11 protein-coding genes are annotated in these 13,888 nt (G+C 73.5%); 9 read left to right on the top strand and 2 right to left on the bottom strand.

All coding sequences use genetic code 11. The annotated features are described in order from the left end of the window. Positions 1-2: 2 nt before the first annotated feature. Positions 3-1,373, top strand: coding sequence for an MFS transporter (locus GPA02_RS08720; protein WP_156199540.1), 1,371 nt, complete (start codon positions 3-5; stop codon positions 1,371-1,373). A 55-nt stretch (positions 1,374-1,428) separates the two neighbouring features. Continuing rightward, complete coding sequence (locus GPA02_RS08715; RefSeq protein ID WP_156199539.1) at positions 1,429-3,324, top strand: FAD-binding monooxygenase; 1,896 nt, start codon at positions 1,429-1,431, stop codon at positions 3,322-3,324. Between the two features lie 6 nt (positions 3,325-3,330). Here GPA02_RS08715 and GPA02_RS08710 read toward each other — a convergent pair whose 3' ends face one another. After that, positions 3,331-5,022 carry a thiamine pyrophosphate-binding protein gene (locus GPA02_RS08710; protein ID WP_156199538.1) on the bottom strand — a complete coding sequence of 564 codons (1,692 nt, stop codon included), beginning with the start codon at positions 5,020-5,022 and terminating at the stop codon, positions 3,331-3,333. A gap of 242 nt (positions 5,023-5,264) precedes the next feature. On the opposite strand from GPA02_RS08710, the gene GPA02_RS08705 reads away from it, so the two are divergent. The 7 genes from GPA02_RS08705 (at position 5,265) to gndA (ending at position 12,817) form a co-directional block, all read left to right on the top strand. Continuing rightward, on the top strand, positions 5,265-6,314 hold the full coding sequence (locus tag GPA02_RS08705; protein WP_156199537.1) for an ABC transporter substrate-binding protein: 1,050 nt from the start codon (positions 5,265-5,267) through the stop codon (positions 6,312-6,314). A 37-nt stretch (positions 6,315-6,351) separates the two neighbouring features. Next, positions 6,352-7,398 carry a FecCD family ABC transporter permease gene (locus GPA02_RS08700; RefSeq protein WP_156199536.1) on the top strand — a complete coding sequence of 349 codons (1,047 nt, stop codon included), beginning with the start codon at positions 6,352-6,354 and terminating at the stop codon, positions 7,396-7,398. Next, the gene (locus GPA02_RS08695; protein WP_156199535.1) at positions 7,395-8,447 is read left to right on the top strand and encodes a FecCD family ABC transporter permease; all 1,053 of its coding nucleotides are present in this window, start codon (positions 7,395-7,397) and stop codon (positions 8,445-8,447) included. Before GPA02_RS08700 ends, GPA02_RS08695 begins: the two co-directional genes overlap by 4 nt. Positions 8,448-8,586: 139 nt before the next feature. Then, the gene (locus tag GPA02_RS08690; RefSeq protein WP_156199534.1) at positions 8,587-9,411 is read left to right on the top strand and encodes an ABC transporter ATP-binding protein; all 825 of its coding nucleotides are present in this window, start codon (positions 8,587-8,589) and stop codon (positions 9,409-9,411) included. A 72-nt stretch (positions 9,412-9,483) separates the two neighbouring features. After that, on the top strand, positions 9,484-9,564 hold the full coding sequence (locus tag GPA02_RS19595) for a putative leader peptide (RefSeq protein ID WP_414635341.1): 81 nt from the start codon (positions 9,484-9,486) through the stop codon (positions 9,562-9,564). Between the two features lie 99 nt (positions 9,565-9,663). Beyond that, positions 9,664-11,121, top strand: coding sequence for a dicarboxylate/amino acid:cation symporter (locus GPA02_RS08685; RefSeq protein WP_156199533.1), 1,458 nt, complete (start codon positions 9,664-9,666; stop codon positions 11,119-11,121). Between the two features lie 247 nt (positions 11,122-11,368). Next, positions 11,369-12,817: an NADP-dependent phosphogluconate dehydrogenase gene (gene gndA, locus GPA02_RS08680; RefSeq protein WP_156199532.1), complete on the top strand. Its 1,449-nt coding sequence runs from the start codon at positions 11,369-11,371 to the stop codon at positions 12,815-12,817. A gap of 93 nt (positions 12,818-12,910) precedes the next feature. Here gndA and GPA02_RS08675 read toward each other — a convergent pair whose 3' ends face one another. Further along, positions 12,911-13,873 carry a helix-turn-helix transcriptional regulator gene (locus tag GPA02_RS08675; RefSeq protein WP_156199531.1) on the bottom strand — a complete coding sequence of 321 codons (963 nt, stop codon included), beginning with the start codon at positions 13,871-13,873 and terminating at the stop codon, positions 12,911-12,913. Positions 13,874-13,888: the final 15 nt, after the last annotated feature.

The raw sequence follows: 13,888 nt of genomic DNA, 5'->3' as shown, positions 1-13,888 counted from the left end.
TCATGGAGACCTCGGCGGCCACCCCGAGCGGTGGCATCACCCTGCGGGAGCGGCGCCGCGTCGTCGCCGCCACGATCGTCGGCACCACGGTCGAGTGGTACGACTTCTTCATCTACTCCTCGGCGGCCGCGCTCGTGCTGCCGACCCTGTTCTTCGAGGGCCTCAGCGGCGCCGGCGCCACGATCGCCGCGTTCCTCACCGTCGGCATCAGCTTCCTGTTCCGACCGTTCGGTGCGTTCATCGCCGGGCATCTCGGCGACCGCTACGGCCGCCGCGTCGTGCTGGTCGGCACGCTCGTCCTCATGGGCGTGGCGACCGCGCTCGTCGGCGTGCTGCCGACCTACCAGGCGGTCGGGGCGCTCGCGCCCGCGCTGCTGCTGCTCCTGCGGGTGCTGCAGGGCATCTCGGCCGGCGGCGAGTGGGGCGGCGCCGCCCTGATGGCCTGCGAGCACGCGCCCGTGCGCAAGCGCGGCCTGTACGGCGCCGGGCCGCAGATCGGCGTCCCGCTCGGCCTCATCGGCGCGGCGGGCGCGATGGCGATCATGAGTCAGGTCGCCCCGGGGGACGCCTTCCTCGCCTGGGGGTGGCGGGTGCCGTTCCTGCTCTCCGTCGTCCTCATCGGTGTCGGCTACTACGTGCGCCGCAAGGTCGAGGAGAGTCCGGTGTTCACCGAGATCGCGCAGCGCGCGGTGCAGACGCGGACGCCGATCGCCCGACTGTTCCGCGCCCACACCCCGCTGGTGCTGCTCGCGGCGCTCGTGTTCGCCGGCAACAACGCGGTCGGCTACATGACGACCGGGCCGTTCCTGCAGAGCTACACGATCAACCCGGACGGCCCGCTCGGGCTGCCGCGCAGCGACGTGCTGTGGGCCGTCGTGGGCGGCGCGCTCGTGTGGCTGGTCTCGACGCTGGTCGCCGGCTGGGCCAGCGACCACCTCGGCCGCCGGAACACCTTCGTGCTCGGGTGGGTGCTGCAGGCCGCCGGCGTGCTCGCGCTGTTCCCGCTCATCCACCTCGGCTCGGTCACCGCGGTGTTCGCCGCGTTCGCGCTGCTCAGCGTCGGGCTCGGGTTCACCTACGGGCCGGTGTCGGCCTTTTACGCCGAGCTGTTCCCGGCGTCGATCCGCTTCTCCGGCGTCTCGATCGCCTACGCGATCGGCTCGATCGCGGGCGGTGCGTTCGCGAGCACGATCGCGCAGGCGCTGCTGGAGGCGACCGGCTCGACGAACGCGGTGACCGTCTACCTCATGGCGATGACCGCCGTCGGGCTCGCGGCGACGCTGCTGATCCGCGACCGCACCGGCATCCCGCTGGGTCCGGACCACGAGGCCGAGCAGGCCGCGAGCCCCGTCGTGGGGGCGAGCCGCGCATGAGCGCGCGAGCCCATCACCGCACGGCAGGCGCCGTGCCCGAGGCGAAGGAGCGCTGATGCAGTTCCACCACCACGGCTACGTCTCCGGCGACCCCCGCGTGCTGCCCGCGGCGGGCACCGGCGTCGACCGCCCCGCCGAGCTGCCCGACGAGGTCGACGTGCTCGTCGTCGGCTCCGGCCCGGCCGGCATGCTGCTCGCCGCCCAGATGTCGCAGTTCCCCGACGTCGTCACACGCGTCATCGAGCGCCGCGAGGGTCGGCTGCGCCTCGGCCAGGCGGACGGCATCCAGCCCCGCAGCGTCGAGACGTTCCAGGCGTTCGGCTTCGCCGAGCGAATCATCGCCGAGGCCTACAACATCGGCTGGATGAACTTCTGGGGTCCCGACCTCGACGACCCGAGCCGGATCGTGCGGACCTCCCGCACCGAGGACTACGGCTACAAGATCAGCGAGTTCCCGCACCTCATCGTCAACCAGGCGCGCGTGCTCGACTACTTCGCCGAGGCCGCCGCGACCGGCCCGGGGCGGATCGTGCCCGACTACGGCATCGAGTTCCTCGGGCTGCGCGTGCACGACGACGGCAGCCACCCCGTCGAGGTGACGGTGCGGCACACGACCGGGCCGCGCGCCGGCGAGACCCGGACCGTGCGGGCCCGGTACGTCGCCGGGTGCGACGGCGCCCGCAGCCGCGTGCGCGACGCGATCGGCCGCAAGCACGTCGGCGACTTCGCCAAGCACGCGTGGGGCGTCATGGACGTGCTCGTCAACACCGACTTCCCCGACTGGCGCATCAAGTGCGCGATCAGCTCCAGCGCCGGGAACATCCTGCACATCCCGCGCGAGGGCGGCTACCTCAGCCGCATGTACATCGACCTCGGCGAGGTGCCGCCCGACGACAACCACAAGGTGCGCGAGACCCCGATCGAGGAGATCGTGCGGCGCGCCAACGCGATCCTGCACCCGTACTCGATCGAGGTGCGCGAGGTCGCGTGGCACAGCGTCTACGAGGTCGGGCACCGGGTGACCGACAAGTTCGACGACGTCCCCGAAGGGGAGGACCGCACGCCGCGGGTGTTCCTCACCGGCGACGCCTGCCACACCCACAGCGCCAAGGCCGGCCAGGGCATGAACGTGTCGATGCAGGACGGCTTCAACCTCGGCTGGAAGCTCGGGCTGGTGGTGAGCGGCCGCAGCCCCGAGTCGCTGCTGTCGACCTACTCGGCCGAGCGGCAGCCGGTCGCCCAGCAGCTGATCGACTTCGACCGCGAGTGGTCCTCGCTGATGGCGCGCAAGCCGCACGAGATCACCTCGCCCGACGACCTCGCGCGCTACTACCTCGCCACGGCCGAGTTCCCGTCGGGCTTCATGACCAGGTACGAGCCATCGGCGATCACCGGCACCGACGAGCACCAGCACCTCGCGACCGGCTTCCCGATCGGGATGCGGTTCAAGTCGGCGACGGTCACGCTCGCGTGCGACGGCAACGTCGTCCACCTCGGCCACCACGCGCGCGCCGACGGTCGGTGGCGCGTGTACGCCTTCGCCGACCGGCCCGGCCCGGGCGAGCCGTCGGCGCTCGCGGACTGGGCCGAGTGGCTGGCGACGGCCGAGGACTCGCCGCTGCTGCGCCACACCCCGCCCGACGGCGACCCGGACGCCGTCCTCGACGTCAAGGCGATCTACCAGCAGTGCTTCGCCGACGTCGACGTGACCCGCGTGCCGTCCGTGTTCCGGCCGGTCTCCGGCCCCCTCGGCCTGGTCGACTGGGAGAAGGTCTTCGCCGCCGGCCCGACCGTCTGGAGCCCGACCGACATCTTCGACGAGCGCGGGATCTCGCGCGACGGCGCCGTCGTCGTGGTCCGCCCCGACCAGTACGTGGCCGCGATCCTCCCGCTCACCGCCCGCGCCGACCTCGCCGACTTCTTCGCCCGCAGCCTCCTCCCCGCCCGCTGACGCCGGTCAGGAGGTGGGGCGGGAGGTGTTGGCCCGCAGGATCTCCTCCTGGTACGGGGCGACGACGGTGGGCGAGACGCGCAGGTCGAGGAGCAGGAAGGGGCGCTCGTCGGGGGAGCGGTCGCGCCAGGAGGCGAGCGCGTCGAGGTCGGCGAGCGTGCGCACCACGACACCCTCGGCCCCGACCGCGCGGGCGAGAGCGGCGAAGTCGACCTCGTCGATCGTCATCGGGCCGCTGGCCAGGCCCTGCCGGCCGTAGACGTGGACCTCGGCGCCGTAGGCGCCGTCGTTCCAGACGACGCACAGCCCGCGGCCGCCCGCGACGCGCACCGCGGACTCGAGGTCCGCGGCCGCCATCAGGCCGCCGCCGTCGCCGGTGCTCAGCACCACGGTCGCGTCGGGCTTGGCGCGGGCTGCGCCCGGGACGCTCGGGAACCCGAGCCCGATCGACTGGAACGCCGTCCCGACCATGATCATCCGGTCCGGCGAGGCGACCGGCCAGTACATGTTCGCCCAGCCGATGAAGTGCCCGCCGTCGGAGACGACGACGCGGTCCTCCGGCAGCAGCTCGGCGATGCGCCGGGCGGCGCTGCGGGGGTCGAGGCGGCCGTCGGCGGCCAGCTCCTCGCCGGCGTCGTAGGCGCGCGCCGCGGCGACGTCGACCGACTCCCGCCAGCCGCTGGGTGCCGAACCCAGCCGGTCCAGCTCGACCAGCAGCGCCTCGGCGACCAGCCGGGCGTCGCCGCGCACGTACCCGCTGACGAAGGGGTGCGTCGCGGTCGCGGCGACATCGACCTGCAGCACCTCGGTGCCCGGCGCGAACAGCTGCCCGAAGCGCATCGTGAACTGGTTGAGCCCGGCGCCGACGACCAGCACGACGTCGGCCTGCCCCACGAGCTCCATCGCCCCCTCGGCGCCGAATCCGCCGGTGACACCGAGGTCGTGCGCGTCGTCGGGGAAGACCCCGCGGCCCAGCGCCGTCGTCGCGGTGAGCGCGCCCACGCGCTCGGCCAGCTGCCCGAGCGCCGGGCCGGCCCCGGCCAGCCAGGCGCCGCGCCCCGCGAGCAGCAGCGGCCGGCGTGCGCTCGCGAGCCGCTCGGCGAACCGCGCCAGCTGCGCCTGCGCGAACGGGCCGGTCGGTGCGAGCGGGGGCAGCAGGCGCGGCTCCGGCGGCGAGCCGACGTCGCCGCCGCCCTGCGTCGTCGTCGTCGCGACCTCGGTGGTGACGACGTCGTACGGCAGCGCGAGCACCGCGGGCGTGCGATAGCTGAGCGCGTGCTCGACGGCGAGCACCACGGTGCCGCCCGCGTCGGCCCGGCCGACCGTGTACGTGCGTGCCCCGACCGCTGCGGCGAGAGCGATCTGGTCCACGTCCCAGGGTCGGTGGCCCGACGTCGGCGCCTCGCCCGCGATCAGCAGCAGCGGCACACGCGCCTGCGCCGCCTCCGCCAGCGCCGTGATCGTGTTCGTGAACCCGGCGCCGTAGGTGGCGGTCGCCGCCGCGAGGCGACCCGACGCGCGGAAGTAGGCGTCGGCGGCGACGACGCAGCCGGCCTCGTGGCGCATCGGCGTGTAGCCGACGCCGGTGCCGCGCTCGAGCGCGTCGATGAGGTGGGCGTTGCCGTTGCCCATCACGCCGAACACGTGGTCGACGTGCCGGGCGAGCGTGTGGGCGACGTGGGCGGAGAGGGTGGTCACGCGCGCATGTCCTTCGTGAGGTCGGTCTCGCCGGCGGCTCCCGGGCGACGTCGCCCGGTCGCAGTGACCGTGCCAGGGGTGGTGGCCGGTGCCGGTGACCCGAGCATAGGAGGGGCACCGGACAGGCCGCGGCCGGCCCGGTCTCGTAGAGCGATCTACGTCACACGGGTCTGTGGTTTCCAGCACGAATTAGGAAAGGCTAGCCTTGCCTAGTTCCTGCCAGCCCCTGAAACGGAGCTCACATGCGCGTCACGCGCCCGTTCGCGGCCGCCGTCGCGGTTGCCGCCTCCCTGGTCCTCGCCTCCTGCGCCGGCGGCGACGCCGGCAGCGACGCCGGTGACGGCGATGGCGCCGTCGACACCCCCGAGGCGTCGTCCGCGTTCCCGGTCACGATCACCCACGCGTTCGGCGAGACCGTGATCGAGTCGCAGCCCGAGCGGGTCGCGACCGTCGGGTGGAGCAACCAGGAGGCCGCGCTCGCGCTCGGCGTCGTCCCGGTCGTCATGGAGGAGGCCACCTGGGGCGACGACGACGGCGACGGCGTGCTGCCGTGGGTCGAGGACGCGCTCGCCGAGCTCGGCGCCGAGACCCCGGCGCTCTACGACGGCACCGACGGCATCGACTTCGAGGCCGTCGCCGACGCCGACCCCGACGTCATCCTCTCCGCCTACTCGGGCCTGACGGACGACGACTACAGCACGCTCAGCCAGATCGCCCCGGTCGTCGCCTACCCGGACGTGCCGTGGGGCACCACCTGGCAGCAGACGATCACGATGAACGGCACCGCGCTCGGCCTGGCGGCCGAGGCCGAGGCGCTCGTCGAGGAGCTGCAGACCCAGCTGGCCGACGCCGTCGCCGGCTACGACAACATCGACGGCCAGCCCGCGATGTTCGCCTGGGTGGACGTCACCGACCTGTCGAGCGTCGGCTTCTACAGCCTCGCCGACCCCCGCGAGCGGTTCCTCGTCGAGGAGGCCGGGTTCACGGTGCCGCAGGCCGTCGCGGCGGCGAGCACCGACGAGTTCTTCACCACGATCAGCGCCGAGGCGGTCGACGAGCTCGCCGACGTCGAGGTCATCGTCACCTACGGCACCGGCGAGGAGCTCGAGGTGCTGCAGTCCGACCCGCTGCTCTCCCGGATCCCGGCGGTCGCCGACGGCGCGATCGTCTTCCTCGACGAGACGACCGACCCCACGACGGCGTCGTCGGCGAACCCGAGCCCGCTCGGCATCGCGCACCTCATCGAGAACTACCTGCCGCTGCTCGACGAGGCCGCCGGCAAGGCCTCCTGAGCCCGAGGAGCGAACCACGACCACGACGCAGCGCGAGGTGACGGCCCCAGCGGTCGTCGCCGTCAGGCCGGTCGCCGCCGCGAGGCGGCGCCCGGCCTCCGTGCGCACCCTCGTGGCGCTGCTGCTCGTCGTGGTCGTCGCGCTCCTCGGCGTCGCGTCGGTGACGTTCGGCGTGCTCGACGTCGGCTGGGACGACCTGGTCGCGGGCATCACCGGGCACCAGGACACGACGGCGCAGGCCGCAGTCGTCAAGCGCATGCCGCGGACGGTGTTCGCGATGGTCATCGGGGCCGCGCTCGGCATCTCGGGCGCCGTCATGCAGGGCGTCACCCGCAACCCGCTGGCCGACCCCGAGATCCTCGGCGTCAACGCCGGCGCCTCGCTCGCCGTCGTCGTGGGCATCGTGTTCCTGGGGCTGTCGACGGCGGTCGGCTACATCTGGGTCGCGATGGTCGGGGCCGCGGTCGCCGCGGTGTTCGTCTACGTCGTCGGCTCGCTGGGCCGTGGCGGCGCGACGCCGCTCAAGCTGGCGCTCGCGGGCGCCGCGACCTCGGTGGCGCTGGGCTCGCTGGTGAGCGCGATCCTGCTGCCGCGCGCGCAGGACATGCAGCAGTTCCGGTTCTGGCAGATCGGCGGCGTCGGGGGCGGCACCTGGGCCACGATCGCGCTCGCGCTGCCGTTCCTCGCGGCGGGGCTGCTGATCTCGTGGGCCTCGGCGCGCGCGCTCAACTCGCTCGCGCTCGGCGACGAGCTCGCCGCGGGGCTCGGGCAGGACGTCGTGCGCGCCCGGCTGGTCGCCGCGCTCGGTGGTGTCGTGCTCTGCGGCGCCGCGACGGCGGTCGCCGGCCCCATCGGGTTCGTCGGCCTGGTCGTGCCGCACGTCGTGCGGCTGCTCACCGGGGTCGACCACCGCTGGCTGATCCCGCTCTCGGGGCTCGGCGGCGCCGCGCTGCTCACCGGCGCCGACGTCGTCGGCCGCCTCGTGGGCGGCACCGAGGAGATCCAGGCAGGCATCATCACCGCGATCGTCGGCGCCCCGTTCTTCATCTGGATCGTGCGCCGGCAGAAGGTGCGCGAGCTGTGACGGCGGTGCAGGAGGCGAGCCCCGCCACCGCCGACGTCGTCGCCGCCGGCCGCCGTCGCCGCGCACGACGGCGCCTGCTCGTGCACGTCGGGCTCGCGGTCGCGGTCGTCGTCGCGCTCGTGCTCTCGCTCGTGCTCGGCCGCACCGTCTACCCGCTCTCCGACGTCGTCGCGGTGATCATGGGCGCCGACGTCGACGGCGCGTCCTTCACGGTCGGCACGCTGCGGCTGCCGCGCGCGCTCACCGGGCTGATGGTCGGGCTCGCGTTCGGCCTCGCGGGGTCGACGTTCCAGACGATGCTCCGCAACCCGCTCGCCAGCCCGGACGTCATCGGCATCAGCTCCGGCGCGAGCGCGGCCGCCGTCATCGGCATCCTCGTGCTCGACCTGAGCCCGAGCGCGGTGTCGGCGTTCGCGACCGTGGTCGCGCTGCTGACCGCGCTCGTCATCTACCTGCTCGCCTACCGGCAGGGGGTCGCCAACACCCGGCTGATCCTCGTCGGCATCGGCATCTCCTCGATGCTCGCGAGCGTGGTCTCCTACGTGCTGTCCGGCGCGGCCGCGTGGGACATGCAGGTCGCGATGCGGTGGCTGACCGGCAACCTCAACGGCGCCACCTACGAGCGGCTGCTGCCGCTGCTGCTCGCGGTCGTCGTGCTCACCCCGGTGCTGCTGCGCCTCACCCGCGACCTGGAGGCGCTCCGGCTCGGCGACCAGACCGCCGCCGCGCTGGGCGTACCCGTCGAGCGCGTCCGGGTGCTGCTGATCGTCTGCGCCGTCGCGCTCATGGCCTTCGGGACGGCGGCCGCCGGCCCGATCGCGTTCGTCGCCTTCCTCTCCGGCCCGATCACGGCGCGCATCCTCGGCCCGGTGGGCTCGCCCGTGCTCGCGTCGGGGCTGTTCGGCGCGCTGCTGGTGCTCGTGGCCGACTTCGTCGCGCAGTACGCGCTCGGCACCCGGTTCCCGGTCGGCGTCATCACCGGCGCGCTCGGCGCCCCGTTCCTCATCTACCTGCTCGTGCGCTCCCAGCGGACCGGAGGGGTGATGTGACCGTGCCTCGTCAGCCGACCCGCCCGACCCGCCCGACCCGTCCGACCCGGCCGACCCGTCCGATCCGGCCGATCCGTCCGACCCTGCCGAGCTCCCTCCTCCCGACCCGACCCACCGACCGGCTCTGCGAGGCCTCCGCATGACCTCCGACCACACGCTCGCCGCGGCGGGCCTCAGCCTCGGCTACGGCGACCGCACCGTCGTCGACGACCTCGACCTCGTGATCCCGCCCGGCAAGGTGACCGCGATCGTCGGGGCGAACGCCTCCGGCAAGTCGACCGTGCTCAAGGCGATGTCGCGCCTGCTCGCCCCGCGCACGGGTGCGGTGCTGCTGGACGGCAAGGAGATCCACCGGACGCCCACCAAGGAGGTGGCGCGCACGCTGGGGCTGCTGCCGCAGTCGCCGGTCGCGCCCGAGGGCATCGCCGTCGCCGACCTCGTCGGCCGGGGCCGCCACCCGCACCAGGGCATGCTGTCGCGCTGGAGCGCCGAGGACGACGCCGCCGTCGCGCGTGCGCTCGAGGTGACCGGCACCGCCGACCTGGCCGATCGCGCCGTCGACGAGCTCTCGGGTGGGCAGCGGCAGCGCGTGTGGATCGCGATGGTGCTCGCGCAGGAGACCGACGTGCTGCTGCTCGACGAGCCGACCACGTTCCTCGACGTCGCGCACCAGGTCGAGGTGCTCGACCTGCTGACCGACCTCAACCGCGAGCTCGGCACCACGATCGTCATGGTGCTGCACGACCTCAACCTCGCCGCCCGCTACGCCGACCACCTCGTCGCGATCCGCGACGGCGCCCTCTACGCCTGCGGCGAGGCCGCCGAGGTGCTCACCCGCGAGTGCGTCGCCGACGTGTTCGGGCTGAGCAGCGTCGTCGTGCCGGACCCGACGTGCGGCAAGCCGATGGTGCTGCCGCTCGGGCGCCACCACGTCGCGGAGGGCCACCGCACGGTCCCCGCCTGAGCGCGTCCCAGATGGTGAGACGTGCCGACGGCGGCGCCCTGCCCGTCCCGACGCGGGTACCGTGCACTCGTCATGCACACGTTCACCTCGGGCTCCTTCACGAGCCGCCGCGCCGTCGACCTGCTCCGGGTCGCCAGCGCCATGTGTCGCTGACCGCACGCACCGCCTGACCGACCAGGCGTGCGCTCGCCGCCCTACCCGGCCCCCGCGGCGACCCCGCGACCTCCTCCACCACCTACCTGGAGCATCTCCATGTCCTCGACCGACACCGCCGCCTCGAGCGGCACCCCGACGGAGCAGCCACGACGACGGCTGCGGCTGCCCTCGTTCTCCGTCCAGATCCTCATCTCGCTCGTCCTGGGCGTCGTGCTCGGCGCCGTCGCCCTGCGCATGGGCCCCGTCGGCGTCGACGCCGACGGCAACGACATCCCGAACTGGCTCACCGACACCCTGGCCACGATCGGGTCGAGCTTCGTCACGCTGCTGCGCACGATCGTGCCGCCGCTGGTCGTGACGGCGATCATCGCCTCGATCGCCAACCTGCGGAAGGTCACCAACGCCGCCCGCCTCGCGGGGCAGACGCTGCTGTGGTTCGCGATCACCGCGCTGATCTCGGTCCTCATCGGTATCGGGCTCGGGCTGATCCTGCAGCCGGGTGCGAACACGTCGGTCGACGCCTCCCAGGCCGGCGAGCCGGGCCGCACCGGTACGTGGGTCGACTTCCTCACCGGTCTGATCCCGGCGAACTTCCTCGGCCTCGAGGTCTCGGGCAACGGCGCGAGCTTCAACGTGCTGCAGCTCGTGGTCATCGGCATCGTCGTCGGCATCGCCGCGCTGCGCACCGGCAACAAGGCCGAGCCGTTCCTCGCGTTCAACCGCTCGGCGCTCGAGGTGATCCAGAAGGTTCTGTGGTGGGTCATCCGGCTCGCGCCGCTCGGCACGATCGGCCTCATCGGGCGCGCCGTCGCGACCTACGGCTGGGACTCCCTCGCCCCGCTGGGCACCTTCACGATCGCGATCTACATCGGGCTGGCGCTCGTGCTGTTCGCGGTGTACCCGATCGTGCTCCGCGCCAACGGGCTCAGCATCGCCCGCTACTTCCGCGGCGCGTGGCCGGCCATCCAGCTGGCGTTCGTGTCGCGCTCCTCGATCGGCACGCTGCCCGTGACGCAGCGCGTGGTCGAGCGCAACCTGGGCGTGCCACGCGAGTACGCCTCGTTCGCCGTGCCGTTCGGCGCGACCACGAAGATGGACGGCTGCGCTGCGATCTACCCGGCGCTGTCGGCGATCTTCGTCGCGCAGTTCTTCGGGATCGACCTCACCATCTGGCACTACGTGCTCATCGCGTTCGTGTCGGTCGTCGGCTCCGCCGCGACGGCGGGCGTCACCGGCGCGGTCGTCATGCTCACGCTGACGCTGTCGACGCTCGGGCTGCCGCTGGAGGGCGTCGGCCTGCTGCTGGCGATCGACCCGATCCTCGACATGGGCCGCACCGCGGTCAACGTCGCCGGGCAGGCCCTGGTGCCGACGATCGTCGCCAAGCGCGAGGGCATCATCGACCAGGCGAAGTACGACTCCGCCACCGCCGAGGACCTGTTCCGCGACTCCGACACCGAGCCCGGTGCCGCCACCGCGGACCGCACCGAGGAGGCGGAGGCGCGCGACGCCGTCCGCACCGAGGACCGCGAACCCGCCTCCACCTCCGCCTGAGGTTTCAACCCACGTCTGCCCCCTGCCGAGGTTTCAACCCACTTCTGCCCCACCCGCCCGATGCGGCAGGGCGGACGTGGGTTGAAACCTGGTGTGGGGGCGGAAGTGGGTTGAGACGTGCTGTGGGGGGGCGACGGCGTCGCGAGGGTGAGACGCGTTCGTCACCGGTGCGGGATGCTGGCATCGTCTGTGCTGACCGCGGCCGGCCCGGTCGCCGCCCGCACGCACGCGCACGAACGGAGACACGATGACCACCCCCACCGCCAACATCGCCGTGGTCGGCCTCGCCGTCATGGGCTCGAACCTGGCGCGCAACCTCGCCAGCCGCGAGGGCAACGTCGTCGCGGTCTACAACCGGACCACGGCCAAGACCGACGCGCTGCTCGAGGCGCACCCCGAGGCCGGGTTCGTCAAGGCGACCACGGTGCAGGAGCTCGCCGACGTGCTCGTGCGGCCGCGCACGGCGATCATCATGGTCAAGGCCGGCCGCGCCACCGACGCCGTCATCGACGAGCTGGTGAGCGTGTTCGAGCCGGGCGACATCATCGTCGACGGCGGCAACGCCCTGTTCACCGACACGATCCGCCGCGAGAAGGCCGTCCGCGAGACCGGCATCAACTTCGTCGGGGCCGGCATCTCCGGCGGCGAGGAGGGCGCGCTGCGCGGCCCGTCGATCATGCCCGGCGGCAGCGCCGAGGCGTGGGAGACGCTCGGCCCGATCCTGCGCTCGATCGCGGCCGTCGCCGAGGGCGAGCCGTGCGTCACGCACGTCGGCACCGACGGCGCGGGTCACTTCGTCAAGATGATCCACAACGGCATCGAGTACGCCGACATGCAGCTGATCGCCGAGGCGTACGACCTCATCCGACAGGGCACCGGCAGGTCCCCGGCCGAGATCGCCGACATCTTCGCCGAGTGGAACACCGGCGAGCTGGACTCCTACCTCATCGAGATCACCGCCGAGGTGCTGCGCCAGGTCGACGCGGCCACCGGCACGCCGCTCGTCGACGTCATCCTCGACTCCGCCGGCGCCAAGGGCACCGGCGCCTGGACGGTGCAGACCGCGCTCGACCTCGGCGTCCCGGTCTCGGGCATCGCCGAGGCCGTGTTCGCCCGCTCGCTGTCCTCCGACCGCGAGGCGCGCGCCGCCGCCCGACACCTGCCCGGGCCGGACCAGACGTGGCAGGTGGAGGACGAGGCCGCGTTCGTCGAGGACGTGCGGCGCGCCCTGTACGCGTCGAAGATCATCGCCTACAGCCAGGGCTTCGACGAGATCATCGCCGGCGCCAAGGAGTACGGCTGGGACATCAAGAAGGGCGAGATCGCCAAGATCTGGCGCGGCGGCTGCATCATCCGCGCGCGGTTCCTCAACCGGATCACCGAGGCCTACGAGACCGACCCCGGGCTGGTCAGCCTCGCGACCGCGCCGTACTTCCGCGACGCGCTCGCGCAGGCGCAGGACTCCTGGCGCCGCGTCGTCGCCGGTGCCGCCATGTCGGGGATCCCGGCGCCGGCGTTCGCGGCCTCGCTCGCGTACTACGACGGGCTGCGCGCCGAGCGGCTGCCCGCCTCGCTCGTGCAGGGCCAGCGCGACTTCTTCGGCGCCCACACCTACAAGCGCGTCGACCGCGAGGGCACCTTCCACACGCTGTGGTCCGGCGACCGCACCGAGGTCGAGGCCGAGGACACCCACTGACCTCCTGACGCCGGCCTCCGTCGTCGGGTCGTGGGTAGGTGCCCGACGGCGGGAGGCCGGTCCCGCCGCCCGGCTTCGTGAGCTCCCGCTCGCTCAGCCGCCGGCGATCCTGCCGAGGTGCCCGGCCAGCCGGGCCGCGGCGTCGCGCAGCTCCGGCGGGTCGAGGACCTCGGTCTCCAGCCCGAGCGCGGCGACGTGCATCGCGAGCCAGTCGAGGTCCTGCGCGCCCGCCACCAGCACGCACCAGCCGTCGCCGTCGTCCTCCACACGGCCGGCGTCGGGCGGCACCCGACGGCGCACCTCGGCGGCCGGCGCGCGCAGCCGCACCCGCGCGTGGTGGCGGTAGGCCGCGGTCGCGATCGCGTCCTGGACGTAGGCCACGGGGTCGGGGTGCTCACGGGCGTGGAAGCGCCACGTGGTCGCCTCGACCCCCTCCACGCGGTCGAGCCGGAAGGTGCGCCAGTCGTCGCGGTCGACGTCGAAGGCCATGAGGTACCAGCGCTGCCCGGTCGTCACCATGCGCACCGGTTCGACGACGCGCTCGGTCGCCGCGCCGTCGGCCCGGGCGTGGCGGAACCGCACACGGACGCGGTCCCGGACGGCGCGCGCGATCGTCACGAGCACGTCCGGCTCGACGGCGGCGCCCGCCACGAGCGAGTCCGTCGCCTGGTAGAGCGCGCGCACCTCGGCCCGCAGCCGCGGCGGCATCACCTGGTCGAGCTTGGCGAGCGTGCGCACCGCCGCGTCTCCCGCTCCGGTGACCGCGCTGGTCGCCGCCAGCTGCAGCGAGACGACGGTGGCGACCGCCTCCTCGTCGTCGAGGAGCAGCGGTGGCAGCCGGCTGCCCGGCCCGAGGCGGTAGCCGCCCCCGACGCCGGGCGTGGCCTGCACCGGGTAGCCCAGCGCCCGCAGGCGGTCGACGTCGCGCCGCACCGAGCGGTCGGTGACGCCGAGCTCGGCCGCGAGGTCGGTCGCCGTCCAGGACGGGCGGCGCTGCAGGAGGGCGAGGAGTCGCAGCACCCGCTCGGCGGTCGCCTCGGTGCTCGTCACGCCCATACCGACACTCTCTCA

It is taken from the genome of Actinotalea caeni (genome assembly GCF_009733795.1).
GTDB classification, from domain to species: Bacteria; Actinomycetota; Actinomycetes; order Actinomycetales; family Beutenbergiaceae; genus Pseudactinotalea; species Pseudactinotalea caeni.
Note: the sequence above shows the minus strand (reverse complement) of the source record. Positions and strands in the feature narration are given on the sequence as shown.

What these genes read in the sequence shown, in the direction of transcription:
- gndA (WP_156199532.1), top strand. Translation starts at nt 11,369, where the DNA reads ATGACCACCCCCACCGCCAACATCGCCGTGGTCGGCCTCGCCGTCATG.
- GPA02_RS08705 (WP_156199537.1), top strand. Translation starts at nt 5,265, where the DNA reads ATGCGCGTCACGCGCCCGTTCGCGGCCGCCGTCGCGGTTGCCGCCTCC.
- GPA02_RS08720 (WP_156199540.1), top strand. Translation starts at nt 3, where the DNA reads ATGGAGACCTCGGCGGCCACCCCGAGCGGTGGCATCACCCTGCGGGAG.
- GPA02_RS08690 (WP_156199534.1), top strand. Translation starts at nt 8,587, where the DNA reads ATGACCTCCGACCACACGCTCGCCGCGGCGGGCCTCAGCCTCGGCTAC.
- GPA02_RS08675 (WP_156199531.1), bottom strand. Translation starts at nt 13,873, where the DNA reads ATGGGCGTGACGAGCACCGAGGCGACCGCCGAGCGGGTGCTGCGACTC.
- GPA02_RS19595 (WP_414635341.1), top strand. Translation starts at nt 9,484, where the DNA reads ATGCACACGTTCACCTCGGGCTCCTTCACGAGCCGCCGCGCCGTCGAC.
- GPA02_RS08685 (WP_156199533.1), top strand. Translation starts at nt 9,664, where the DNA reads ATGTCCTCGACCGACACCGCCGCCTCGAGCGGCACCCCGACGGAGCAG.
- GPA02_RS08715 (WP_156199539.1), top strand. Translation starts at nt 1,429, where the DNA reads ATGCAGTTCCACCACCACGGCTACGTCTCCGGCGACCCCCGCGTGCTG.